General features: G+C 65.6%; 24 protein-coding genes. 13 read left to right on the top strand and 11 right to left on the bottom strand.

The features are described from left to right. Window positions 1-16 precede the first annotated feature (16 nt). Complete coding sequence (locus tag J2T23_RS00600; RefSeq protein ID WP_370871439.1) at window positions 17-1,861, bottom strand: heavy metal translocating P-type ATPase; 1,845 nt, start codon at window positions 1,859-1,861, stop codon at window positions 17-19. 284 nt (window positions 1,862-2,145) lie between these two features. Between J2T23_RS00600 and J2T23_RS00595 the strand changes: the two genes are divergently transcribed. From J2T23_RS00595 to J2T23_RS00580, 4 genes are all read left to right on the top strand, one after another. Beyond that, a complete protein-coding gene (locus tag J2T23_RS00595) occupies window positions 2,146-2,595 on the top strand; it encodes a flavodoxin family protein (RefSeq protein ID WP_307356330.1) in 450 nt (149 codons plus the stop codon). Between the two features lie 123 nt (window positions 2,596-2,718). Then, window positions 2,719-3,189: a GyrI-like domain-containing protein gene (locus J2T23_RS00590; RefSeq protein ID WP_141160277.1), complete on the top strand. Its 471-nt coding sequence runs from the start codon at window positions 2,719-2,721 to the stop codon at window positions 3,187-3,189. 32 nt (window positions 3,190-3,221) lie between these two features. Next, window positions 3,222-3,980: a DUF4386 family protein gene (locus J2T23_RS00585; RefSeq protein ID WP_307356328.1), complete on the top strand. Its 759-nt coding sequence runs from the start codon at window positions 3,222-3,224 to the stop codon at window positions 3,978-3,980. A 178-nt stretch (window positions 3,981-4,158) separates the two neighbouring features. Continuing rightward, window positions 4,159-4,431: a YegP family protein gene (locus tag J2T23_RS00580; protein WP_141160275.1), complete on the top strand. Its 273-nt coding sequence runs from the start codon at window positions 4,159-4,161 to the stop codon at window positions 4,429-4,431. Window positions 4,432-4,538: 107 nt separating this feature from the next. On the opposite strand, the gene J2T23_RS00575 is transcribed toward J2T23_RS00580, so the two are convergent. Beyond that, a complete protein-coding gene (locus J2T23_RS00575; protein ID WP_307356326.1) occupies window positions 4,539-5,996 on the bottom strand; it encodes a DUF5129 domain-containing protein in 1,458 nt (485 codons plus the stop codon). A gap of 99 nt (window positions 5,997-6,095) precedes the next feature. Here J2T23_RS00575 and J2T23_RS00570 point away from each other — a divergent pair, with 99 nt between their 5' ends. From J2T23_RS00570 to J2T23_RS00535, 8 genes are all read left to right on the top strand, one after another. Further along, on the top strand, window positions 6,096-6,947 hold the full coding sequence (locus J2T23_RS00570; protein ID WP_307356324.1) for a universal stress protein: 852 nt from the start codon (window positions 6,096-6,098) through the stop codon (window positions 6,945-6,947). Window positions 6,948-7,006: 59 nt separating this feature from the next. Beyond that, the gene (locus J2T23_RS00565; RefSeq protein ID WP_307356321.1) at window positions 7,007-7,537 is read left to right on the top strand and encodes a hypothetical protein; all 531 of its coding nucleotides are present in this window, start codon (window positions 7,007-7,009) and stop codon (window positions 7,535-7,537) included. After that, window positions 7,534-7,728 (top strand): hypothetical protein, encoded by a 195-nt coding sequence (locus tag J2T23_RS00560; protein WP_141160271.1) that lies wholly within the window; start codon window positions 7,534-7,536, stop codon window positions 7,726-7,728. Before J2T23_RS00565 ends, J2T23_RS00560 begins: the two co-directional genes overlap by 4 nt. 98 nt (window positions 7,729-7,826) lie before the next feature. Then, window positions 7,827-8,696, top strand: coding sequence for an HNH endonuclease (locus tag J2T23_RS00555; protein WP_307356320.1), 870 nt, complete (start codon window positions 7,827-7,829; stop codon window positions 8,694-8,696). Between the two features lie 22 nt (window positions 8,697-8,718). Then, entirely contained in the window at window positions 8,719-9,666 is a 948-nt protein-coding gene (locus J2T23_RS00550) for an alpha/beta fold hydrolase (protein WP_307356318.1), read from the top strand. Between the two features lie 247 nt (window positions 9,667-9,913). Next, a complete protein-coding gene (locus J2T23_RS00545) occupies window positions 9,914-10,432 on the top strand; it encodes a DUF2087 domain-containing protein (protein WP_307356315.1) in 519 nt (172 codons plus the stop codon). A gap of 41 nt (window positions 10,433-10,473) precedes the next feature. Beyond that, complete coding sequence (locus tag J2T23_RS00540) at window positions 10,474-10,959, top strand: hypothetical protein (protein WP_141160268.1); 486 nt, start codon at window positions 10,474-10,476, stop codon at window positions 10,957-10,959. Between the two features lie 57 nt (window positions 10,960-11,016). Continuing rightward, a complete protein-coding gene (locus J2T23_RS00535; protein WP_141160267.1) occupies window positions 11,017-11,571 on the top strand; it encodes a DUF3090 domain-containing protein in 555 nt (184 codons plus the stop codon). A gap of 24 nt (window positions 11,572-11,595) precedes the next feature. Here J2T23_RS00535 and J2T23_RS00530 read toward each other — a convergent pair whose 3' ends face one another. Continuing rightward, window positions 11,596-12,141 carry a hypothetical protein gene (locus J2T23_RS00530; protein WP_307356309.1) on the bottom strand — a complete coding sequence of 182 codons (546 nt, stop codon included), beginning with the start codon at window positions 12,139-12,141 and terminating at the stop codon, window positions 11,596-11,598. A gap of 358 nt (window positions 12,142-12,499) precedes the next feature. Here J2T23_RS00530 and J2T23_RS00525 point away from each other — a divergent pair, with 358 nt between their 5' ends. Beyond that, window positions 12,500-14,020 (top strand): HNH endonuclease signature motif containing protein, encoded by a 1,521-nt coding sequence (locus tag J2T23_RS00525; protein WP_307356306.1) that lies wholly within the window; start codon window positions 12,500-12,502, stop codon window positions 14,018-14,020. Between the two features lie 120 nt (window positions 14,021-14,140). On the opposite strand, the gene nrdF is transcribed toward J2T23_RS00525, so the two are convergent. The 8 genes from nrdF to J2T23_RS00485 form a co-directional block, all read right to left on the bottom strand. Further along, window positions 14,141-15,115, bottom strand: coding sequence for a class 1b ribonucleoside-diphosphate reductase subunit beta (nrdF, locus tag J2T23_RS00520; RefSeq protein WP_141181700.1), 975 nt, complete (start codon window positions 15,113-15,115; stop codon window positions 14,141-14,143). A gap of 97 nt (window positions 15,116-15,212) precedes the next feature. Continuing rightward, complete coding sequence (gene nrdE, locus J2T23_RS00515; RefSeq protein WP_141181701.1) at window positions 15,213-17,333, bottom strand: class 1b ribonucleoside-diphosphate reductase subunit alpha; 2,121 nt, start codon at window positions 17,331-17,333, stop codon at window positions 15,213-15,215. 20 nt (window positions 17,334-17,353) lie between these two features. Next, window positions 17,354-17,824: a class Ib ribonucleoside-diphosphate reductase assembly flavoprotein NrdI gene (gene nrdI, locus J2T23_RS00510; RefSeq protein ID WP_141161562.1), complete on the bottom strand. Its 471-nt coding sequence runs from the start codon at window positions 17,822-17,824 to the stop codon at window positions 17,354-17,356. 103 nt (window positions 17,825-17,927) lie between these two features. Further along, the gene (gene nrdH, locus J2T23_RS00505; RefSeq protein ID WP_307356304.1) at window positions 17,928-18,173 is read right to left on the bottom strand and encodes a glutaredoxin-like protein NrdH; all 246 of its coding nucleotides are present in this window, start codon (window positions 18,171-18,173) and stop codon (window positions 17,928-17,930) included. 358 nt (window positions 18,174-18,531) lie between these two features. Further along, entirely contained in the window at window positions 18,532-19,050 is a 519-nt protein-coding gene (locus J2T23_RS00500; RefSeq protein WP_307356302.1) for a TspO/MBR family protein, read from the bottom strand. 35 nt (window positions 19,051-19,085) lie between these two features. Further along, window positions 19,086-20,462, bottom strand: a complete 1,377-nt coding sequence (locus tag J2T23_RS00495; RefSeq protein WP_307356300.1) for a class I SAM-dependent methyltransferase — start codon at window positions 20,460-20,462, stop codon at window positions 19,086-19,088. Continuing rightward, a complete protein-coding gene (locus J2T23_RS00490) occupies window positions 20,459-21,190 on the bottom strand; it encodes a DUF1365 domain-containing protein (protein ID WP_307356296.1) in 732 nt (243 codons plus the stop codon). The genes J2T23_RS00495 and J2T23_RS00490 overlap by 4 nt, the downstream gene beginning before the upstream one ends. Continuing rightward, window positions 21,187-22,584 carry an NAD(P)/FAD-dependent oxidoreductase gene (locus J2T23_RS00485; RefSeq protein WP_307356294.1) on the bottom strand — a complete coding sequence of 466 codons (1,398 nt, stop codon included), beginning with the start codon at window positions 22,582-22,584 and terminating at the stop codon, window positions 21,187-21,189. Before J2T23_RS00485 ends, J2T23_RS00490 begins: the two co-directional genes overlap by 4 nt. Window positions 22,585-22,674: the final 90 nt, after the last annotated feature.

The following is a 22,674-nucleotide window of genomic DNA, read 5'->3' as shown; positions in this document are numbered from 1 at the left end:
AGGGAAGGGCCAAAGGTCATGCCGGCGGCGCAGCCGGCTTCCGGTCAGCACCGTGGAGCGCGCGCAGCCCGTTCAGGATGGTGGCCAGGTCCACGAACTCCTGCAGGAGGGCACCGGCGACGGCGGGAATGTACCCCGTCATGGCTATTGCCATCAGGACCAGGCTGAGCCCTATCCCGGTCCAGATGCTCACCAAAGCCACCGAGACGGTCCGTTTGCCAATGGCCACGGCCTGCGCAACTTTCGAGACGTCGTCGAGCATGATGACAACGTCCGCCGATTCACTGGCCGCGGTGGCACCCTTGGCACCCATCGCGATCCCCACGTCCGCCGCTGCGAGGACAGGTGCATCATTGACGCCGTCCCCCACCATCAGCACCGGCCGTTCCATGATGGCGGCCACCGTGTTGACCTTGTCCTCGGGGAGGCAATCCGCCTGGACGCGGCCGATCCCCGCTTCCTCGGCAATATGGGCTGCCGTGGCCTGCGCGTCACCTGTCAGCAGCATGGTGTTCCGCACGCCCAGGCTGCGCAGGCGGGCCAAGGTGTCCACGGCATTGCGGCGCAGCGGGTCCTTCATGACCAGGGCACCGGCGTATCCGCCGTCCACGGCCACATGGACCGCCAGCTGCCCGCTGTGGACGGTGGCCTCCTGGAATCCGGTTGAGGAATTCCGCACCAGGCCGGCTTTGCCTACCACCACCCGCTGGCCGTCGCAGTCGGCTTCCACGCCGTGGGTTGCGTTTTCCGTGGCCTGCTGCACGGGAAGGAGTGTCAGGCCGGCGGCCGCGGCGGCTTCGATGACGGAGCCTGCCAGTACGTGCGAGGAGTACTGTTCGGCGGAGGCGGCCAGTTGCAGGATTCTCTGGCTGCCCAATGCCTCGCCCTGGCCCGGTGCCACCTGGATGCGGTCCAGGACCGGGCGCCCCGACGTGAGGGTTCCGGTCTTGTCGAAAACCGCTGTCTGGGCCTTCGCCAGCTGCTCGAGGGTGCGGGTGTTCTTGATGATGATGCCCTTGTGGGCGGCCTGGCTGGTACCGGCAAGGAAGGCCACCGGCGCCGCGATGAGGAGTGGGCAGGGTGTTGCCACCACCAGCACCTGGGCGAAGCGCAGGGGCTCGCCGGACAGGAGCCACGCGGTGCCAGCCATGGCCAGGGCCAGGATGGTGAAGGGAACGGCGTAGCGGTCAGCAAGCCGGACCACCGGCGCGCGGCTGTTGGACGCCTCTTCGACCAGCGCGATGATCCGGCTGTACTGGGAGTCCGCGGCGGTGGCTGACGTGCGCATGCGGATGGCGGCCACCCCGTTGACTGAGCCGCTGAGCAGGGTTTCCCCCATGGTGTGCTCCACCGGCAGGCTTTCCCCGGTCAATGATGACTCGTCGAGGCTGGCTGAGTCGGACAGGAGTTCGCCGTCCACGGGTACCAGTTCGGAGGGGCGGACCACCAGCACGTCCCCCTGGGCCACGTCGCCGATTGGGGTGTCCTCAAGGACCGCACCAGCTCCCTCGCGGTGGGCAAAACGCGGCGCCCGGTCCAGGAGGGACCGCAGTTCACGCGCGGCTCGTCCCTGGGCAAAGTCCTCCAGCGCCTCGCCGCCGGTAAGCATCAGGATGACCACCAGCGCAGCGAGGTATTCGCCCACCACCACCGTACTGACGATCGCCATCAGTGCCAGCAGGTCGATCCCCCAGCGTCCCTCCCGCAAGGACCGGACCATGCCGGCAGAACGTGCCACCACGATGACGGCAGCGTAGGCCGACGCGAGGACGCGGACCTGCAGTTCCAGGCCGAATTGGAGCAGCACCAGCACCGCTGCGAGCACCACGCAGGTCAGCGCGACGACGGGATACCGCCTCATGAAGCCCCAGGCCCTTTCGACGGGCGACCCAGCGGATCCCCCTGCGTCCAAGCTGCCCGGGCTCCCGCCGGTGGCCGCAGGCGGGGCGGCGGGCTTCCTCATCCAGGACACTTCGGCAGGTGCTTCTTACGGTCCTCACACATGAAGCCGAACCTACCCTGCCGTCGACAGCCGGGCTAGGGCATTTGGCCCCGGCAAGCTGGCATGACCTTTGGCCCTGCCCCAACATCCGGTCCGGGGCGAATGTTAAGGGGCCACCATCACCCCCCACTCCGGAGCCCACCATGAACGCCGTCGTCCTTTACGACACCGCCTATGGGAACACCCGCACAGTCGCCGAATCCATAGCGTCCGCGCTGGGACTGGGTGCCTCCGCCGTTCCGGTTGACGGTTTCGATCCAGCCACCCTCTGCCCGGGCGACCTGCTCGTCGTCGGGAGCCCCATCAATGGCTGGAAGCCTACTGCCCGCATTGCTGAATCCTTGGCCAACCTCGCCCGCCGCGGACTGAACGGTGTCCACGCCGCCGCATTCGATACGCGGGTGAGACTGTTCATCCACGGCGACGCCGCCAAGAAAATGACCAAATCCCTGGCGGAGGCCGGTGCCACCATCGTCTCCGGGCCCATGGCCTTCTATGTCAAGGGCAGCGAAGGTCCGCTCCTGGAACGTGAGGTGGAGCGGGCCGCAGCATGGGCGGCAGACCTGGCGGCCTCGTTGCAGGGCCATGCGTAGCCGGGGCCGAAGGCGTGAACCCGCTAACGGTGGAGCGGTTCTTCGACGGCGCACTGGACCACCCACGGCCTTTAGAGTCCTAAGGCCCTGTCGTGCCGGGGCATGGACCGCGAGGCTGGTGCCATGACTGAACCAGGCCCGCAGCCGCAAAAGATCCACATCACCGAACAGCCCGTGGCAGTGGTCCGCGAGCGGGTTCCCATGGACGCGCTCACCAGTTTCTTCGGCCGGGCCTTCGGTGCGGTGATGTCCGCGGTCCAGGTGCAGGGCGCCAGTCCGGCGGGTCCGCCGTTTGCGCGCTACCACGGAATGCCGGGCGAAACGGTGGATGTCGAAGCCGGGTTTCCTGTCGCCGGGAACTTCCACGGCACCGGCGAGGTGGCCAGCGCGGTACTCCCGGACGCAGATGCTTTCGAAGCCATCCACACCGGTCCCTACGACACGCTGGCTGCCACGTATGACGCCATCCGGCAGAGCATGGAAGCGGACGGAGCCACCCCGGCGGACTCCATGTGGGAGTACTACCTGACCGATCCTGAACAGCAGCCTGATCCAGCCACCTGGCAGACCAGGGTGGTCTGGCCACTCGCCTGAAGCTTCGGCAGGCCCGTCCCGAGGAGGGCACCATGGCCAGTCACCGCCCGGGCCCCCAGCCTGGGACTGCCGTTGCCGGCGCCGGGGACCAGCACGGCTGGGCGCTCCTCTACCTCGTGGCAGGGGCGTCGTCGATCCTTTTCGTGTTCCTGTTGATCGCCGCCCTGGTGCTCGACTTCATGGCGCCTCCCCCTGTGCACGGCGGGGCCGCGACACTTGGGTTCATCGCGTCGAACAAGGCCGGCTATGTTGCGGAGCAGATCCTGTGGATCCTGCCGAATGTCTTGCCAGTGCTGGTGTTCACGGCCCTTTTCGTGGCGTTGTCGACGGTGCGGAGAAGCCTGCCCCTGATAGCGCTGATCTTTGGTGCGCTGCCCTGGGCGCTGCTGCTTGCGGTACCGGTCAGCAGCCGGGGCTCCCTGAACCTGGTCTACCTCAGCGACCGCTTCATGGCTGCCGGGTCGGAGGACGAACAGCGGATTTACGCTACCGCGGCTGAAGCCATCATCGCCGAGAACAACACCCCGGCAATCGTTGGCGTGCTCTCCGCCCTCGGGATCCTGCTGATGGGCCTGGCGATGCTCAGGGCCGGACAGGCAATTTTCCCCCGCTCCCTGGCCTGGGTCGGCATCGCCACCGGGGCCCTGGGGGTGGTCAGTGAGGTCCTGCGCCACGCGGCCCCCAGCTTCTACTGGGGTTACGGAATTTTGCTGTGGGTATGGTTCGTCGCCACGGGCATTGCGCTGATCCGCCTGTCGCGCTCTGCTGCCCTGCGTCTCGGGGGCGCCTGACCTCCGGCGCCCCTGATCAAGGACCTTGGTCCCTAAAGCCGGTACGGGCCCTTTGAGATGGTGGTTGGGCCGGGAAGGTGCGCAACGCTGGAGTCGCGCCTTTTTTGGTGGCCGTGCCGGAAGCGGGCACGGCGTGCAGCCCCATCCACGGGGCATGATTTTGAGGAGGACACGGCTTATGGCAGGTACGTTCGAACTGTTTGTCGATGATGATTCACAGATTCGGTTCCGGCTTGTGATGCCCGATGGACACGTGCTGGCGGTTTCCGGACAATTCGCCGACAAGCAGGCGGCCGCCGCTGCCATCGAGGAGGTCCGCGAGTGCGCGGGCACGGGCCTGATCCAGGACGTGGTACCGCCGCGTCCCGGTGTTGTCCGCGCCTCCCCGCAGCACCCCCGCTATGCCGTGCACCGTGCGCCGCGGAGGCTCAATAACCTCGGGGCCGCCTGAGTCCGGCCGGCACGGAACCCGCATTTCGGGCAACGCATTCAGGTAGTGGGGCACGTCCAACGACGGGCCCCACTGCTTTGTCCGCGACGGCGTGCCTGCCCGCTGCGCTAGAAGCTTGAGGAACTGCCGGATCCGGAGAAGCTGCCGCCGCTGCTGCCGTATCCCGTGGTGCCACCACCACCCCTGGCTGAATTGACGCTGCTGACCCCCGTATTGAAGCCGGAGTTGAAGGTGGCCACGGAGAAGAACGTGTAGGACGGGTACACCGTGCCGAGGATGCTCGGTTCGTACGTCCGCTGCCTGCGGTGGTCCGTGCCGCCGTGGGCCGTTTCCATCTGTTCCCGCATCAGCCGTGCTTCGCGGTCTGTCCGGGCGAAGCCCTGGATCACGGTTCCGGCATGGTTCTCCAGCAGCTCCGAGAGCCGGGAACGGGCGCTGTACAGCCGGTCCAGGGCCTCCTCCGGCGTGATCCGCCGCTCGGCCAGTCCGGCCGTCCAGCGCTCAATGTCCCGCAGGCTTTCGTCACGGAAGGACCGGAGCGCCGTGGCAGTGGCCGAGTCCCCCTGCCCGTGGCGTTTGGCCAGGAGCTGCTCCAACCCGGCGAGGTCTTTGCGGAAGGGAGCAAGCTGCCGGTCCCAGGCCGTAGGCCAGGTATCGGCACGGTTCAGCAGGGCATTGCTGTCCGAGATGACGTCGTCCAGGGCGTCCAGCTCTGCGGCACTGTCGGCGAACCGGCGGGCCAGCTTGAGGTTCTTCCTGCTGCTCAACGCCCGCTTACCCAGTGCGTGCACCTGGTTGGACAGCTCCGTCGCTGCGGCATACTTGCTGAGGAACGTCCTGTGTTTCTCAAGGACCTGGCTTCCGTAGCGGGATGATTCCGGGATAGTGCCGGCATTCAGTTCCGTAACCTCCAGGTCCATGCTGACGTTGGAGTAGCTGCGGTCCCCGCGTTCAATCTGCTTTCGGCATCCGCTCCTGGTCACGGCACGCACAATCAGCCAAGCGGCTGCACCCAGGGCCGCGGTTCCGGCGAGAACCCAGGTCGTGACCAGGAACGCCGTCGAGCGGTACCAGGGCTGGTTGATGAGCTCTGCCCCGCGGCGGATTCCGGCAACTGTGCCGTCGGTCCACTGGGCGTCGCGGAACAGTTCCTTGGACGCATCCTGGATGTCGCTGCGCTGCTCGAGGGACACTTTCCGGTCCTCGCCCATGTACGTCCCCACGTGCCGGCCCACGGGGTCAAGGGCGAAAATGAACAGTCCGTCGGCCCATTTTTGGCCGTCCGGGCTGATCCACTCCGGGTGCGTGGACCGCGCGAATTTCAGGACTTGTTCGTTGAGGTTGTCCGCCGGGGTGCCGTTGTAGGTGAAGACAGCAACACGGGTGGGCTCATAGAACTGGATGCGTTCGACGGCGGGCACCAGCGTGTTCTGGTCAAGCACCCCTGCGGTGTCCGCCACGATGACGGCCACAGGCGCCACAGCGGTGCCGGGGGCCGCGGCGCCGACCAGCAGGGCGGCGAGGGCAAGCACCACCACGGCTATCCGGCGCATGATGCTGCCCATGTTCCTCCCCACTGTTTAGAATCAGGATGAAACCAGGGAGCAGGGCCGCCAAAGGGCCTAAGGTCCTGTGAAGATCGTGTTGGTCAGGAGCGCAGTGCCGTGGCGCAGGATGCAGGGTCCATTGTGGCCGGTTTTGACGGTTCGGAGGAGGCTGCGGCCGCCGTCCGCTGGGCGGCGCGCCACGCGCACGCCATCGGTTGCGCCATGCATGTTGTGCACTGTTCGCTGTGGCCACTCCTGACCCGGCACCTCGGTCCGGTTCCCGGTGTGTCAGGCAGTGGCCTGGAACAGTCCGCCCGGTCCATCCTCGAAGACGGCGTGGCGGTTGCCACCGCGGAAGTACCAGGGCTTCAGGTCAGGAGCACCCTGCTTCACGGATTGCCGGCGCAGCTGCTGGCCGAAATATCCGCGGGCGAACGCATGCTGGTGGTGGGCAGCCGCGGCCTGGGCGGCTTCCTTGGCCTCCTGGTCGGCTCGGTGAGCCTTGAACTGGCAGCCACTGCCGCCTGCCCTGTCGCCGTGATCCGGGAGGAACACCACCCGGCCGGACCCGTCGTCGCCGCCGTCGATGACTCGGGTTCCCCTGCCGCGCTGGATGACGCGTGTGCGCTGGCAGCTGTGTGGCACGCGCCCCTCAAAGTGGTCCATGTCCGGCACCAGCCTGCGGGCTACCGGCTGCTGGAAGGACAGGACGCGGCGGCCGGCGCCCAGGCCGTCCTGGCGTCGGCCTTGAACCGTGCAGCGGCTGTGGCGCCCGCGGTCCGGGTGGAGACAGAGTTGCTGACGGACAGCTCGGTCCCGAACGCGCTCCTCAAAGCCGCTGAATCGGCCCGGATGATTGTTGTGGGCACGCAGGGCCGCGGAGTGCTCAGGGCAACCATCGGTTCGACGGCCCACGCAGTATTGCATCACGCCCGCGGACCCGTCCTTGTCTCACGCCGCGGCGGATGACGCAGGGTACTCCGGGTGTCGGGCCGGTTGCCTGCCGGGGCTCCGCCTAAGCTGGTCACGTGACCCCTGTTCCCTCCCCCGGCCCGCTGGACGTTGTGGTTCATTCCGGACCGGCGGACTGGTGGGTCATCCTTGCCGGTTTGGGGCCTCTCGCGGTTCTCACAGCTGCCCTGCTGGCCTTTTACATCAACTGGCGCACGCTCAAGCAGCGCACCGCTGCGGACAAGACAGCGCTCGACCAGAAACGCGAGGCTGACGCCAACGCGCTGCAGCAAAAGACCGAGGCGGACAGCCGGGCGGAGTGGTGGCGCCGGACCCAGTGGGCGCTGGACCGGGCCCTGGATCCGGATGAAGGCACCAAGGCGCTGGGGCTGGCGACGCTGGAAGTCCTGGCCAGGAGCGAATTGGCGCGCACCGAGGAACTCGAGCTGTTCGACATCGCCTGGAAGAGCGTGTCCGGCGACGAGAACGGGGACGATGCCGCGCCCGAGCCCGGTTCCGGGCAGGAGGCGGCCTTCGTGGACGACCGCCACAACTTAGGCGAGAATGGAACAACGGATGAAGACAGCAGCAAGGAGGTTGGACCATGAGTGCAACGTCGCCTGAGCACCGGTATGTCCACGCTCCGCGGAACAGCGCTGCCAAACCCGCCCAAAAGAAGACCACCCCTGCCGAGCACCGTGTCCAGGTTGCCGCCGCGCGGCTGCGCGTCACGCTGGATGAACGGCTGGGACGCGAGACGCCGGCAAAGACCAAAGCGCTGGCCAAGGAACCGATCTAGCCCGCCTTGCCGGCACTTGGGGGTCGACGACGCGTGGCGGGTTTTGGTGGTCAGCTGTCCGATGGACAGCCGCACAGCGAGTACGGACCTGGTGACCAGTGGCCGCGGTAATTCTGAGATGTGACGCAGAGGTCCTGCGCCGCTGGAACTACCGTGCCGTCGTCGAACAAGTGGCCGGATCCGGGATATTCCTTGACCGCTGGCGCGCGGACTCTTGTCCCGGCGTTGATCCCGGCAGCGAGGCGTGGCTCGTCGTGGAGGGCAGCACTGAGGCTTCCAGTGGCTTGATCGGCCACGGGTTCGTGACGTCCCAGCCGTACCGAATTGCGGCCCCCGCCGATCCCGGACCCGCTCACTGGTTCTTCTGGGTGGCCTGGGATTCCCTTCTTCCGCTTGGCGAGCAGGTACGGCCCGGACTCCTGGGCGAGGCACTCACCGACGACCTTGCGTCGAGGGCGGACGGACCGTCCCTGGTGACCCTGCCGCCGTCGTCCGTCCCTGTACTGCGCCGGCTGTGGCGCGCCCACGCGCCGTCCACGGCGGATCCCCTCGAGGTGGCGGGTGGAACCTTTCCTCCGGAGACCCTCCGCACCGTCCGCGTGAACCGGTACGAGCGCGACCCCGACGGGCGCCGGGCGTGCATTGCGTTCCACGGCACGCAGTGCGCCGCGTGCGGCTTCTCCTTCGAGTCCGCTTACGGCGTGGCAGGGGTGGGAGCAATCGACGTCCACCATCTAGTGCCCCCGGAGATCCTGGACGGCGCTTATCAGCTTGACCCCATTGCGGACCTTGTCCCGCTCTGCCACAACTGCCATGCCATGGCACACACCGCGACCCCGCCGCTGACCGTGGGTGAACTCCGAAGCATTATGTCCGCGGCCGGCCACCTAAAGGGTGAGGTGGTCACGGAGGTGGCCCTCCAAGCGCAGGAAGATGCGCGGCGGATCCTCGATGGCGGCCGGATGTAGGCTGCTGGACTATCTTGGGACCATGGCGGAGCCGGGCCGGAAGGAATACGGGGTTGACCCCGAGGAATTCCGTTCTGCCCAGGTTGATGCGGCCGCCCTGCTGGATGCCGGATTGGGCGACGTCGATTGGTCGGTTCCACCACCGGGCGTCGTCCGGTTCACCATCGACGTTCCCAGTGGGAAGCTGGCCGCCATGGCCTTGGGCAAGCCGGATGATCCCAGCGTGGTGCTGGTGCCCGGCGCCACCGGGTCGAAAGAGGATTTCTCGCTGATGATGCCTGACCTCGCCGAGGCCGGCTACTACGCCCTGACGTACGATCTGGCGGGCCAGTACCAGTCGGCCGGCGCCGGCCCGGAGAACCTGGTGCCGCCCCGACAGCACTACGACTACAAGTTATTTGTGGACGATTTCCTGGCAGTCCTGGAAACCACAGCCACCCCGGCCCACGTGGTGGCCTATTCCTTCGCCGGCATTATCGCCCAGCTCGCCTACGTGCACCGGCCCGAACTGTTCCGGTCCATCACGTTCCTGGGCTGCCCGCCGGAACCCGGCCAGACCTTCCGGGGCGTGAGCCGTATTGGCCGGTTCAGCACATGGGTGAACGGGCGGGCTGGTGCAGCCCTCCTGATTTGGGGCATCCGGAGCGGCCGGGTGGCACATGTGCCGCCGGGACGGCAGCGGTTCGTCAACTACCGGTTCCGTTTCACCCGCCGCGCCTCCGTCCGCGATATCTACACCCTGATGCAGAACATCCCGGACCTTCGGGCGGAACTGGCAGAGGCGCCGCTGCCCAAATTCGTGGCCGTGGGCGAACATGACCTGTGGCCGCTCCAGTTGCACCGGCTGTTCGCCCAGGCAATCCGGGCCCGCATCGGGGTGTACCGGGGCGGGCACAGTCCGTGCGAAACATCCCCGCACGAGTTCAGCCGCGACCTCCTGGCCCTGTACGCCAGGGACGGGGACGCTTAGCACCCAGGCAGCCCGCCGCCGTCGTGCCTGGTCAACAAGGCGCCGCAGGGCGTCGAAGTTCCGTTGCAGCCCCGACTGGTCACCCCCGGCCAGCACCCTCCCCCTGCGTGCCGTTGAACTTACGACGCCGGCAGGCACCGTAGGAGATCCACCGCACCCACTTCCAGACACCGGGCCTCCAGGGCTACGATCTTCCGGCACGCTCCAACGCCAGGGTGGGGGCCAGCGGCAGAGGGAGGACACCGACGTGGCCGGACGAGCAGGAATGAACGGTCCGCATTGGCGGCGGGTGCTGGCAACGCTTGGCAACACGGACGCGAGGATTGCGTACGCGCAGATCGTACTGGGAGCCGCTCACGCCGACCTGCTGCCCGATGTGAAGCCGCAGCGGAGGCAGCGGGCCCTGGCGGCCCTGCTTGAGTCCGGGCTCGTGGGACGTCAGGCGTCGGGTGGGTTGGTGGCGCAGGACTCCATATTCCGGGACCTGCTCGCCCTGCAGCCGCGCCGGCAGCCGCAGACTGGGCTGGACAGATTCATGCGGCTGGGGCGGATCGAGCGATACCCCGCCAATGTGGCCGAGCGGCGGGCCCTGCTGGCAAGGATCGCCAATGAGATCATCGAACCCGGCAAGAAGCTCACGGAGAGGCAGATCAATGAGCGGCTGCTCAGCTATACCGACGACGTCGTCCTGCTTCGCCGCTACATGATCGACTTCGGCCTGCTGCAGCGCACGGCCACGGGCTCTTCGTATTCTTTGCCGGAATAACCAACTGCCGCCGTGTGATGGCGTGCAGTAGCTTGGACAGCATGGGCGAGACGCCGGGCTTGAGGCCTGCAGGCAGTCGGAAGGGGGCCATCGCTTTCGGCGCGGTGGCACTCATATGTGTTGTGGCAGGCGGGTTGGTCGCGGCAGTTACCGGGCCGCTGCACCTTGAGCATGGATCGTGGGCCGCTGCCTATCTGGTGCTCGTCGGAGGAGTAGCCCAGGGAGCGTTGGGCATCGCCCAGTACTTCCTGGCGGCGCAACGCTTTGGGGGGTGGAGAGTCATTGCGGAATTGGTGGCGTGGAACGGCGCGTCCGCGGCAGTCATTGGCGGGACGCTGGTTGGTAACCCGTGGGTTGTGGATGCCGGCGGCGCAATGCTGGTTGTTTCGCTGGCGTTGATGTTCCGGACTGTTCACTGGCGGAGCGCGATGTCTGGTTGGGTCCCCTGGGGATACCGGGCCCTGTTGCTGGTGATCGCCGTCAGCATACCCATCGGGCTGGTGCTGGCTCACTTTCGCGCTCCGTGAACTCTCCTGCGGCATGACAGGCCGCGCCGCCGATGGGATCTCGCCTAGAATTCTGACATGCCTACACTTGTCCACGAGTTCACCTGGCCGGATCGGGTCGTCATCGGCACCGTCGGAGCTCCTGGTGCGCGCACGTTCTACCTGCAGGTACGCGCCGGGGCGCAGCTGGTGAGCATCGCCATGGAGAAGCAGCAATCGGCTCTGCTTGCGGAGAAGATCGATGAAATACTCGACCAGCTCATCACCCTGGACGGTAACCCGTTCAGCGTTCCCACCGGCACGCCCGTCGAACTGGTTGACAACGATCCGCTGGAAGCCGTTGAGGAGCAATTCCGGACTGGCGCCATGGGCCTGGGTTGGGACCCGGCGACGGCTCAGGTGGTGATTGAGGCTTATCCCCTCACTGAAGCAGATGCTGATCCGGACGATGAAGCATTGGATCAGGACGGCGTCGAGGCCCCCGAAATGCTGTTGGTGCGGATGCCGGTGGGCACCGCCCGCGCGTTCACCAAGCGCACGCGTGAGGTTGTGGGCGCGGGCCGTCCGCTCTGTCCGCTCTGCGGATACCCGATGGACCCCGAGGGGCACGTCTGCACCCCGCCAGAACTTTAATCCAGGCGGCCTGCCGGCCAAAGACTACGAGGATTCGGACTCAATGGCCTGCTCGATTTTCTGGAGGGTAGCCGGTCCGGCTGCGATTTCAATGACGCCGCCGTCTGAGCCCAGGGTGATGATCCGGAAGTCCAGCGGCACGTCCTGTTGATTGTCGTGGCGGTTCGCTTTCCGCACCGGGACGTCCACAACCCCAACTCCAGTGAGAGTCCTCCCGCGGCCACTGGGGGTCAACGTGTCGTCGACGATAGGCTGGAATTCGATCCTCTCTGCGCCGGGGACAGCGATTCCCATCCGCCAGACGCTGTTCAAGGAGCCCGGCGATGATTGAGGGAATCGCAGGAAGACAACCAAGTCGCCGTGTTCATCGAGTCTCTCCGCGGCCGTCTGGAACCGCTTGGTCATGAAGAAGACGACGCCCCCGATCATCATCGCGTAAAAGATGGCGTTGGCCGCGGCGTCGTCGAGGCTTTGCCCGGCGATAAGGCTGGCCGCCAGGATGACAGCGCAGGCTATTGCGCCAACCAGGACGGCCCGGAGCGCGGGATGCATCTCGCCCCACTTCCTCATGGCGCCATCCTAGGGGCAGGATTTTCCCGCAGCTACGGCCGCATCGTTTGGAACGTCTAAGTGATGACGCGCCCACTCTTGAGCGAACCTTGCGCCCATCGTGGGTTGCCGTTCAGCAACGGGTCCTATCGTTGGGGCCAGGATCCGGCCGCTGGGGCAGGGTCTGGAGTTGGACAGGGCCGGCGGCTGGAGCATCCCGAGACCGGATGCAGCCCCCCAAACCGCCGCCGGCCCACACCGCCTTGGCTGCAGCCGCCGCAATTCGTCCCAACACAGGCGTGATAAGGATTTGCGGCAAAAAGTCGTGCCCCGTCCACCACCCGCCCGAAATGTCAGACCCTCCCTTCATGATGAGTACATGGGAAGCGGCACGGCAGCACGGGCGTTTGAGGCGATCGAGGCTGCCTTGTCCGTGCTCCGTGGCGAGGTAGCCAGAGCCGCAAACGGACCGCTCGCACAGAGCGATCCCTTGGCCGCCGTCGCCGATGAATGCCTGGACATCCTGGCCGGAGTGGCCCGCACCGAAGCCCGTATAGCGGCGCTGAAAGCCGCGGCTGCGGCTGCGTTCGCGGAGTCTGCGCGGCGTATGGCTCCCCCGGAGGTGCCGGTGCAGGCGCAGGAAATGGCTATCGCCGCAGAGGTGGGCTGCATTCTCGCCATCGGTGACCGCGCCGCCGGCGCACTTCTGGCACAGTCTTACGCTCTCACCACCTCTCTGCCCCGGACCTTGGAAGCGCTCACGGAGGGAACCATGTCGTGGCAGCACGCCCGCGTCATGGTGGACGAAACCGCCACCCTCAGCTCGAAGGCCGCGACCGCATTGGAAGCCCACTTCCTCGACCCGGATGCGCCGAACGCCGCCCGCGGGTGCCCCGCCGGGGAGATGCCGGCGTACCGATTCCGGCACAAAGCCCGCGTCTGGCGCGAACGTCACCACCCGGAGAGCATCGAGAAACGGCATGCAAAGGGCATCGAAGACAGGTGCCTCGAGTTCTCTCCGGAGCAGGACGGCATGGCGCGCTTGTCCGCACGCCTGCCGGCCGACCAGGCCATGGCCATCTGGAACCGCTACACTGCCATCGCCCGAGGGCTCCAGGGACCCAACGAGGAACGCACACTCACCCAGCTTCGCGCGGATCTGTTCGCCGCCACAGCCCTTCACCGGGGCACCGGTTGCTGCGGCCGGAACGGGGCCGGAGTGGACGAGGCCGGGGCCCCACCGAAGGGGCTCGCCGATGTGCCGGTTCCCCGCGCGGAAGTGCTGGTCACCGTCCCCGTGTTTTCCCTCCTCGGAGCCACCGACGAACCCGCCATGCTTGACGGCTATGGCCCCATCCCGGCTTCCATGGCACGGGACCTCGTAGCTAATGGAGCCGCTTCGTTCTACCGGGTGCTCGTGGACCCCCGCGACGGCGCGCCGCTGGAAATCGGACGCACCAGCTACCGCCCCGGGAAGGCCATGCGAAGGTGGCTGCGCTTGCGGGACGGTAAGTGCCCCTTCCCTGGGTGCAACAACAATTCCCTGGACAACGAAGCCGATCACCTGCTCGCCTGGCACCAAGGCGGGACCACCGGCATCAGCAACCTTGGCCAACCATGTCCAAAGCACCACCGGTTGCGGCACGTCAGCAGGTGGCGTCCAACGGCTGCATCGAAGAATGAGCCGCCCGGCTGGGTTTCGCCCTCAGGACGCAAATACAGGAGCGAGCACCAGGACTGGGAACCGCCAGAGTTGCCTCCGCCGCTTCAGGCGCGCGCTGGCATCCTGACTCAACCAGGCCGCGACGCAATGATGCCGAATAAAGGCACAGTGGACTACTTCCGCCTGCCAAGGTCCCACGTAGAAGAATGCCTGGCCGAGTACCTCGCGGCGCGGTGAGCGGTGGTGTTCTGGAGATTCGTCCCGGGAAACACAATGGACCCCGCACAGAACGTGCGGGGTCCATTGAAGCCGGCTGTAACAGAACAGGCCGTGCCGCCGGCGTACCGGCGAAACCGGTTAGAAGTCCCAGTCCTCGTCTTCCGTGTTCACGGCCTTGCCAATAACGTAGGAAGACCCGGACCCGGAGAAGAAGTCGTGGTTCTCGTCCGCATTCGGGGACAGGGCGGAGAGGATGGCCGGGTTCACGTCGGTGACGGAGGCCGGGAACATTGCCTCGTAGCCCAGGTTCATCAGGGCCTTGTTGGCGTTGTAGTGCAGGAACTTCTTGACGTCCTCGGCCAGGCCCACGCCGTCGTAAAGATCGTGCGTGTACTGGACCTCGTTCTCGTACAGCTCGAAGAGCAGTTCGAACGTGTAGTCCTTAATCTCCTGGCGGCGTTCCTCGGAGACCTTCTCCAGGCCCTTCTGGAACTTGTAGCCGATGTAGTAGCCGTGCACGGCCTCGTCGCGGATGATCAGGCGGATCAGGTCAGCCGTGTTCGTCAGCTTGGCGCGTGAGGACCAGTACATGGGGAGGTAGAAGCCCGAGTAGAACAGGAAGCTCTCCAGCAGGGTGGAGGCCACCTTGCGCTTCAGGGGGTCGTCGCCCTGGTAGTAGTCCATGACGATCTGCGCCTTCTTCTGAAGGTTCTCGTTCTCGGTGGACCAGCGGAATGCCTCGTCGATCTCCTTGGTGGAGGCCAGCGTGGAGAAGATGGAGGAGTAGCTCTTGGCATGCACCGACTCCATAAACGCAATGTTCGTGTAGACGGCTTCCTCATGCGGGGTGAGCGCATCCGGAATCAGTGAAACGGCGCCAACGGTGCCCTGGATGGTGTCCAGCAGGGTCAGGCCCGTAAATACGCGCATGGTGAGCTGCTGCTCGACGGGGGTCAGCGTGTTCCACGACTGGACGTCGTTGGACAGCGGCACCTTCTCCGGCAGCCAGAAGTTGTTAACCAGGCGGTTCCAGACATCCACGTCCTTGTCGTCCTGGATGCGGTTCCAGTTGATGGCCTCGACGTGGCTGAGCAGCTTGACCTTCTCGGTCATGTCATCCCCTATGCGTTGGGTGGTTTTCTCTAAGTTAAAGCGTACGACGGCGGGCGGGCACCCGCCGTCGTACTTGGCTATTTAGTTGAAGCTGCAACTACAGCATGCAGCTGACGCAGCCCTCAACCTCGGTCCCTTCCAGCGCGAGCTGGCGGAGACGGATGTAGTAGATGGTCTTGATGCCCTTCTTCCAGGCGTAGATCTGGGCCTTGTTGATGTCGCGCGTGGTGGCGGTGTCCTTGAAGAACAGCGTCAGCGAGAGGCCCTGGTCCACGTGCTGGGTGGCGGCGGCGTAGGTGTCGATGACCTTCTCATAGCCGATCTCGTACGCGTCCTGGTAGTACTCCAGGTTGTCGTTCGTCAGGTACGGCGCCGGGTAGTACACGCGGCCCAGCTTGCCTTCCTTGCGGATCTCGATCTTGGACGCCACCGGGTGGATCGAGGAGGTGGAGTTGTTGATGTAGGAGATCGAGCCGGTGGGCGGAACGGCCTGCAGGTTCTGGTTGTAGATGCCGTGCTCCATAACGGAGGCCTTCAGCTCGCGCCAGTCAGCCTGCGTGGGGATGTGCACGTTCTTGAAGAGCTCGCGGACCTTTTCGGTCTGCGGCACCCATTCCTGCTCCGTGTACTTGTCGAAGAACTCGCCCGACGCGTACTTGGACTTCTCGAAGCCGCCGAACGTTTGGCCGGTTTCGATGGCCAGCAGGTTGGAGGCGCGTACCGCGTGGTACACCACCGAGTAGAAGTAGATGTTGGTGAAGTCCAGGCCCTCTTCGGAGCCGTAGTGGACCCGCTCCCGCGCCAGGTAGCCGTGGAGGTTCATCTGGCCCAGGCCGATGGCGTGGCTCTGGTCGTTGCCCTTGGCGATGGACGGCACCGAGGTGATGTTGGACATGTCCGAGACGGCAGAGAGGGACCGGATGGCCGTCTCGATGGTCAGGCCGAAGTCCGGCGAGTCCATGGTCTTGGCGATGTTCAGCGAGCCCAGGTTGCAGGAGATGTCCTTGCCGGTGTCGGCGTAGGACAGGTCATCGTTATACGTGGTCGGCTGGGAAACCTGGAGGATCTCCGAGCACAGGTTGGACATGATGATCTTGCCGTCGATCGGGTTGGCCCGGTTCACGGTGTCTTCGAACATGATGTACGGGTAGCCGGATTCGAACTGGATCTCGGCGAGGGTCTGGAAGAACTCGCGCGCCTTGATCTTGGTCTTCTTGATCCGGGAATCGTCCACCATCTCGTAGTACTTCTCGGTGACCGAGACGTCGGAGAAGGGCATGCCGTAGACGCGCTCCACATCGTAGGGCGAGAACAGGTACATGTCCTCGTCCTTCTTGGCCAGCTCAAACGTGATGTCCGGGATGACGACGCCCAGGGACAGGGTCTTGATGCGGATCTTCTCGTCCGCGTTCTCGCGCTTGGTGTCCAGGAACCGGTAGATGTCCGGGTGGTGCGCGTGCAGGTACACGGCACCGGCACCCTGGCGGGCACCAAGCTGGTTGGCGTAGGAGAAGCTGTCTTCGAGGAGCTTCATCACGGGGATGACGCCGGAGGACTGGTTCTCGATCTGCTTGATGGGCGCACCCACCTCGCGGATGTTGGTCAGTGCGAACGCCACACCGCCGCCGCGCTTGGACAGCTGCAGTGCGGAGTTGATGGAGCGGCCGATCGACTCCATGTTGTCTTCGATGCGGAGCAGGAAGCAGGAGACCAGCTCGCCGCGCTGCTTCTTGCCGGCGTTCAGGAAGGTGGGGGTGGCCGGCTGGAAACGGCCGTCGATGATCTCGTCCACCATCTGCATGGCCAGCTGTTCGTTGCCGCGCGCCAGGTGCAGGGCCACCATGCAGACGCGGTCCTCGTAGCGCTCAAGGAAGCGCTTGCCGTCGAATGTCTTCAGCGTGTACGAAGTGTAGAACTTGAAGGCGCCCAGGAAAGTCTCGAAGCGGAACTTCTTCTTGTAGGCACGGTTGAACAGGTCACGGATGAAGTTCATCGTGTACTGGTCCAGCGTCTCGCGCTCGTAGTACTGGTTCTTCACCAGGTAATCGAGCTTCTCTTCCAGGTCGTGGAAGAACACGGTGTTGTTGTTAACGTGCTGCAGGAAGTACTGGTGGGCGGCCTCGCGGTCAGCCTCGAACTGGATTTCGCCATTGGGACCATAAAGGTTCAGCATGGCGTTCAGCTCGTGATAACCCAAGCCCTTGTAGGCAGCCGGCATCTCAGGCTTCTGGGCCCTGGTTACTTCTGTGTCTGCGACAGTCGTGTCCAAAACGTGTCCAATCCTTGGTTGACCCGGGTGACGTCTTCCGGCGTTCCCATGAGTTCGAATCGATAGAGGTGGGGTACCTGGCATTTGGCGGCGATGATGTCCGCGGCCATGCAGTAGTTTTCCCCGAAGTTTGTATTGCCGGCGCCGATGACGCCGCGGAGCAGTTGCCTGTTCTGCGGGTTGTTCAGGAACCGGATGACCTGCTTGGGAACGGACCCCTCTCCCCCGGTGCCGCCGTAGGTTGGCACCACCAGCACGAACGGCCGCGTGGCGAGGAGGGGTGCGTCCTTTGGATACAACGGGATCCGGGCCATCTCACGGCCAAGCTTCGCGACGAAGCGGCTGGTGTTCTCGGATGCCGAGGAAAAGTAGATGAGCTGGCTGTCCGTGACAACCTGCTCCGGCTGGTGGTGCGAAGTGGCCGGCGGGGACACCTCCACGCGCTGAGCCGCGTGGTGTTGCGAAGCGCTTCGCTGTGCTGTTGGTGCTGCCATGGGAGTCACCTCAGCTGGTTGATGGTTGCCGGCAGGAAAAGCGGAATTCCTAGGCCACGGAGGAAACGGCCGACAGCGCGAGTTCCTCGATCTTGTCGGGGCGGAAGCCGGACCAGTGGTCCTGGTCGGTGACCACAACGGGAGCCTGCATGTAGCCCAGTGCCTTCAGGCGCTCGAGTGCCTGAGCGTCCTGGGAGATGTCAACGCTCTGGTAGGTGATGCCCTTCTTGTCGAGCGCGCGGTAAGTGGCATTGCACTGAACACAAGCAGGCTTCGTGTATACCGTTACGGTCATTGTCCCTGTCCCCTTAGTTGAACTCTTTTGCTGGGCCGGTGTCCCCGTCCAGCTGTATGTAGATACTACATGTAGTGCAGACGCCTCTTTGGAACCCCAAGATGATGTATTACAAGTATGTCATTTAATGCACCGTTAATCCACAGGCGGGGACCGGAAAAATGCCCGTGATCCCGGGTTTTTTGCGGGCTGGGTCCACAACCTGTGGACGGGGTTGCACACTTTTGCACAGTGCGCGTGTCGTGATTTCCCGGCGTGTCGCGCTGCCTGCCCCGATGCCGAAGAAGGGTCCCTCATCACTACATGTAGTGATGAGGGACCCTTCGATCAAGCACCTCAGCCGACGTTTCCTTCGCTTCTACCTGCTGGCGGGGTTGAGCCGGGCGATGGCGGTGGACAACACAGTGGCGAAACTGCACCATGCCGCGTACGGAGCCAGCGATGCTCCGGCAACCCGGTTCAACCGGTACGTCCGCCGCACCAGGCCCGCGCTGCTGGCCGCCAGTACCGCCGCCTCGGCAGCGGCCAGCCACGGCCGGCGGGAGCGCCAGAAGAACCAGCTCCATGAAGCGTTGAGCAGCAGGTTGGCGGCCAGCGCACCACGGTAGGCGCGCAGTTCCCGGCTGTGGTCATTCCTGGCCGGCCCCGGACTGTCGGCACGGTCCAGTTCAGCAGCCCGGTCCAACGCCACGGCGGACGTCACGGCCAGGTCCGCGTACAGTGCCGTCCACACCACGGGAAAGGCAATCGCGGGCGGCTGCCAGTCCGGCTTGCGCAGCTTCAGGTACCAGCCACTCCGGGGGTCCGTCGCAACACCGCCCGCCGCGGCGGTGGCCACCGTCGCCGCGGTGGTCCATGCGAGTGTCTTCAGTTTCATGCGTCCTCCTGTCCCCGCTGGATACACGGTGAAACCTACAGCTGCGCCTCCCGGCGGTCCAGCACAATCTGCTGGACGTCCAGGTAGCCGGACTGGAACCCGGCGCGCGAGTAGCAGAGGTAGAACAGCCACATCCGCTGGAACACGGCGTCGAAGCCCAGGTCCCCTACCTCGCGGGAGCGGGCGACGAACCGTTCCTCCCACAGACGCAGGGTGGCTGCGTAGTGGTCGCCCATGCCCATCCGCTCCCGCACGCGCAGGGTGGTGTGCTGCTGGGTCACGCCCTCGATGGCCCGGACGGACGGCAGGAAGCCGCCGGGGAAGATGTATTTGTGCACCCACGTGTAGGCGTTGCGGGTGGCGAGCATGCGCCCGTGCGGCATGGTGATCGCCTGGATGGCCACCTTTCCGCCCGGGGCCAGGACGCGGTCGATCGTCTGGAAGTAGATGGGCCAGTACTCGTACCCCACGGCCTCGATCATCTCGACCGACACGACGGCGTCGTACTCCCCTTCCACGGCGCGGTAGTCCTGCAGGGCCACCGTCACGCGGTCCGCGAACCCGGCCGCCGCAATGCGTTCCTGCGCCAGCGCCTGCTGCTCGCTGGACAGCGTGACGCTGTAGACGGTGGCACCACGGGCAGCGGCACGCAGGGCAAGCTCGCCCCAGCCGGTACCAATTTCCAGCAGCCGGGTACCGTCGCCCACCCCGGCTTTGTCCAGCAACCGGTCGATCTTGGCCTGCTGGGCCTCCGCCAGGGAATCCCACGCCACCTCGGACAGCGGCCCGGCCCCGCCGGGAAAGAGCGCCGACGAGTAGCTCATGGTGGAGTCCAGGAATTTGGAAAACAAATCGTTGGACAGGTCGTAGTGCCGCGAAATGTTGCTGCGGGTGTTCTGCTCGGCGTTGCGCTCCTGTCGGGGCGTCCGCGGCAGGTACAGCGAGCGCAGCTTCTGCAGCGGCACGGGGATGAGCGTGTCCACGGAGGCGGCGAAGACTTCCAGCACCGCGGCCAAGTCGGAGGCTTCCCAGTCTCCGGCCATGAAGGACTCGCCCAGTCCGATCAGCCCGTTGTCGCCGATCCGGGCTTCGAATGCCGCGGGCCGCACCATGGTCATTACGGGAGCGTCCGGGCCGCCCATCCCCAGGACCGAACCGTCAGGGTATTCGACGCGCAGCGGCAGCCGCCTGACAGCGCCCTTGAACATCAGGCCTGCAGCCTTCCCTGCCACGTCGGCCTTAAGGCCCGACGGCGGCTGGGCAACACCGGGCCACAGGTCAGGATCGATGGTGGCCGGCGCAGCGGGGACACCACCGGCGGTCCAGGCTGCGGGCGAGTGGGTGGCGGCCGGCCCGTGGGTCTTGTTGTCGACGGAAGCTGAAGCAGTTCCGTTGTCGTCAGTCATTGTCATTGAACTGCCTCCTGTGAGGGGTGATGTGGTCTGGCAACGACGGGCAGGCGTCTTGCCCAGAGTTTAACGCCCTGGACCCGGATCAGGGCGGATACCAGCAGCGGCGCGGCAGGCACTGTCAGTGCCGCCGCAAGGATGTTGGGGACGGTGGCGGCCCGGCGCCTGCCGTCCATGGTGGCCACGAACGGACGGTGCCCTTCGCGCTCCAGGATGATGGACACCGCGAGCCTGTCCCCGGGCGCTGGGACTTTCATCCTGTACTGCCCGTCGACGTCATTGAACGGCGACACATAGAACGCCTTCGGCACCGAGGCGCGGCCGCCGGGATCGGTCCGCAGCAAATAGCAATGCCGCTCCCCGTAAGTGTTGTGGACCTCGGCCACCACGCACTGGAGTTCCCCGCTGGAGCGGTAGCACCAGAACAGGGTGAGCGGATTAAAGACGTACCCAAAAACCCTGGCGCTGGTTAGCATGTGGATGGCGCCGCCGTCGGGCTCCATGCCCTGGGTCCGCAGGAACCGCTCCACGTTGGAGCGGATGTCCGCGTCCGGATCCCCCAGGTGGTCACCGGCCCGGAACACCGCCAGGGGCCGGAGCAGGAAGGGAAGCCGCGGAAGGTGGTCCACGTCCACGAACCAGCTGTAGCTCCGGTAAGTGAAGGCATTCTTCAACGGGGTGCGCCGCACATGGGAAATGGAGGTGCGGTAGATCGAGGCGTCCATGGTCACACAGGTTCCGCGGACAGCAGTTCCCGCTCCCCCTCGCCGGTGGAGTCCGCGGAATCGGCGGCGCGGGCCACCGGCCAGGTGCGGCCCAGCTTCTCAGCAGCCCGCACCCCGGAGAGGGCGCCGTCCTCGTGGAAGCCCCAGCCAAGGTACGCCCCGGCGTACGCGATCCTGCCGTCGCTCAGCGCCGCGATAGCCTGCTGGGCCTTCAGGGATTCAGGGGTGTACTGCGGGTGTTCGTACACCATCCGATCCAGCACGGCGCTGTCGGAGATGAGCCCGGACTCGCCCAGGCTCACCAGGTAGGGCCTCCCGTCCACGGGCTCGAGCCGCTGCAGCCGGGTGAGGTCGTAGCTCACCAGGACCTTGTCCGGGCGGGCGTCGCACGCCGGAAGCCGGTAGTTCCAGGACGCCTTGGCGTTGTCCGCGGCCGGCAGGACAGCGGGGTCCTGGTGGAACACGGTGTGGTTCACCGAGTAGGGCATCCCACCCAGCGCCTCCTTCTCCTCCGGGGTGGCATCGGCCAGGAAGCCGAGTGCCTGGGCGGGATGGGTGGCGATCACGACTGCGTCGAAGTCTTCCAGCCCGCCTGCCGTCGCGAGCTCGACGCCCTCGGGCAGGCGCCGGATGGCGGTCACGGGAGTGTTGAGGCGCACGTCGGGGAGCGTGGCGGCAAGTTTTTCGACGTATCGTGCCGAGCCGCCTGTCACGGTGCGCCACTGCGGTGAGCCCTTGATGCCGAGCATCCCGTGGTGGCCGAGGAACGTGAAGAGGTAGCGCGCCGGATACGCGAGTGCGGTGGTGGGATCGCAGGACCAGACAGCGCTGACCACCGGGGTCATGAAGTGGGAAATGAAGTAACTGCTGAATTTTTCCCGCGCCAGGAACTCCCCCAGCGTCAGTTCGGGGACGTCAACTTCGCCGCTGACGGCCGACGGCGCCGCGGTCCTGAGCAGTTCCCTCGCCTTCCGGTAGAAACGGGTGACCTCAAGCAGCATCAGCAGGTAGCGGCCGCGCAGCAGGCTGGAGGGCTTGGCAATGATGCCGCGGGCGCCGTCGCGGGCGCCGGCGTATTCCAGGCCGCAGCCGTCGCAGCGGATGGACATGCTCATCTCCGAATCCTGGGTCTCGACGCCAAGTTCCGCGAAGAGCCGCAGCAGGGTGGGATACGTCCGTTCGTTGTGCACGATAAACCCGGTATCCACGCCGATGACGCTTCCGTCGGCCTGGGGCATGTCATGGGTGTGGGCATGGCCGCCCAGGCGTGAATCGGCCTCGAACAGGGTGACGTCGTCCTGCCTGTTCAGTACGTAGGCGGCGGTCAATCCGGCCACCCCGCTGCCGATCACGGCGACGCGCCGCCGGCCGCCTGCACTTACTGCTGGGTCAAGTGACACTTCAGGCTCCTCTGCTGAACATTGCCGCTGTTCTGGTTATACAGAGGGCTATTCGGCGCGGTCGCGGCGGCGGATGGGTGCAGTACTGTG

This window comes from Pseudarthrobacter niigatensis (assembly GCF_030812615.1).
Classification (GTDB): Bacteria; Actinomycetota; Actinomycetes; order Actinomycetales; family Micrococcaceae; genus Arthrobacter; species Arthrobacter niigatensis.
Note: the sequence above shows the minus strand (reverse complement) of the source record. Positions and strands in the feature narration are given on the sequence as shown.

Excerpts from the sequence above, each read along its gene's own strand:
- J2T23_RS00540 (WP_141160268.1), top strand. The coding sequence starts at position 10,474 with ATGGGCGAGACGCCGGGCTTGAGGCCTGCAGGCAGTCGGAAGGGGGCC.
- J2T23_RS00580 (WP_141160275.1), top strand. The coding sequence starts at position 4,159 with ATGGCAGGTACGTTCGAACTGTTTGTCGATGATGATTCACAGATTCGG.
- nrdE (WP_141181701.1), bottom strand. The coding sequence starts at position 17,333 with ATGCCGGCTGCCTACAAGGGCTTGGGTTATCACGAGCTGAACGCCATG.
- J2T23_RS00535 (WP_141160267.1), top strand. The coding sequence starts at position 11,017 with ATGCCTACACTTGTCCACGAGTTCACCTGGCCGGATCGGGTCGTCATC.
- J2T23_RS00525 (WP_307356306.1), top strand. The coding sequence starts at position 12,500 with ATGGGAAGCGGCACGGCAGCACGGGCGTTTGAGGCGATCGAGGCTGCC.
- J2T23_RS00595 (WP_307356330.1), top strand. The coding sequence starts at position 2,146 with ATGAACGCCGTCGTCCTTTACGACACCGCCTATGGGAACACCCGCACA.
- J2T23_RS00500 (WP_307356302.1), bottom strand. The coding sequence starts at position 19,050 with ATGAAACTGAAGACACTCGCATGGACCACCGCGGCGACGGTGGCCACC.
- J2T23_RS00585 (WP_307356328.1), top strand. The coding sequence starts at position 3,222 with ATGGCCAGTCACCGCCCGGGCCCCCAGCCTGGGACTGCCGTTGCCGGC.
- J2T23_RS00590 (WP_141160277.1), top strand. The coding sequence starts at position 2,719 with ATGACTGAACCAGGCCCGCAGCCGCAAAAGATCCACATCACCGAACAG.
- J2T23_RS00530 (WP_307356309.1), bottom strand. The coding sequence starts at position 12,141 with ATGAGGAAGTGGGGCGAGATGCATCCCGCGCTCCGGGCCGTCCTGGTT.
- J2T23_RS00600 (WP_370871439.1), bottom strand. The coding sequence starts at position 1,861 with ATGAGGCGGTATCCCGTCGTCGCGCTGACCTGCGTGGTGCTCGCAGCG.
- nrdF (WP_141181700.1), bottom strand. The coding sequence starts at position 15,115 with ATGACCGAGAAGGTCAAGCTGCTCAGCCACGTCGAGGCCATCAACTGG.
- J2T23_RS00575 (WP_307356326.1), bottom strand. The coding sequence starts at position 5,996 with ATGGGCAGCATCATGCGCCGGATAGCCGTGGTGGTGCTTGCCCTCGCC.
- J2T23_RS00495 (WP_307356300.1), bottom strand. The coding sequence starts at position 20,462 with ATGACAATGACTGACGACAACGGAACTGCTTCAGCTTCCGTCGACAAC.
- J2T23_RS00550 (WP_307356318.1), top strand. The coding sequence starts at position 8,719 with ATGGCGGAGCCGGGCCGGAAGGAATACGGGGTTGACCCCGAGGAATTC.
- nrdH (WP_307356304.1), bottom strand. The coding sequence starts at position 18,173 with ATGACCGTAACGGTATACACGAAGCCTGCTTGTGTTCAGTGCAATGCC.
- J2T23_RS00560 (WP_141160271.1), top strand. The coding sequence starts at position 7,534 with ATGAGTGCAACGTCGCCTGAGCACCGGTATGTCCACGCTCCGCGGAAC.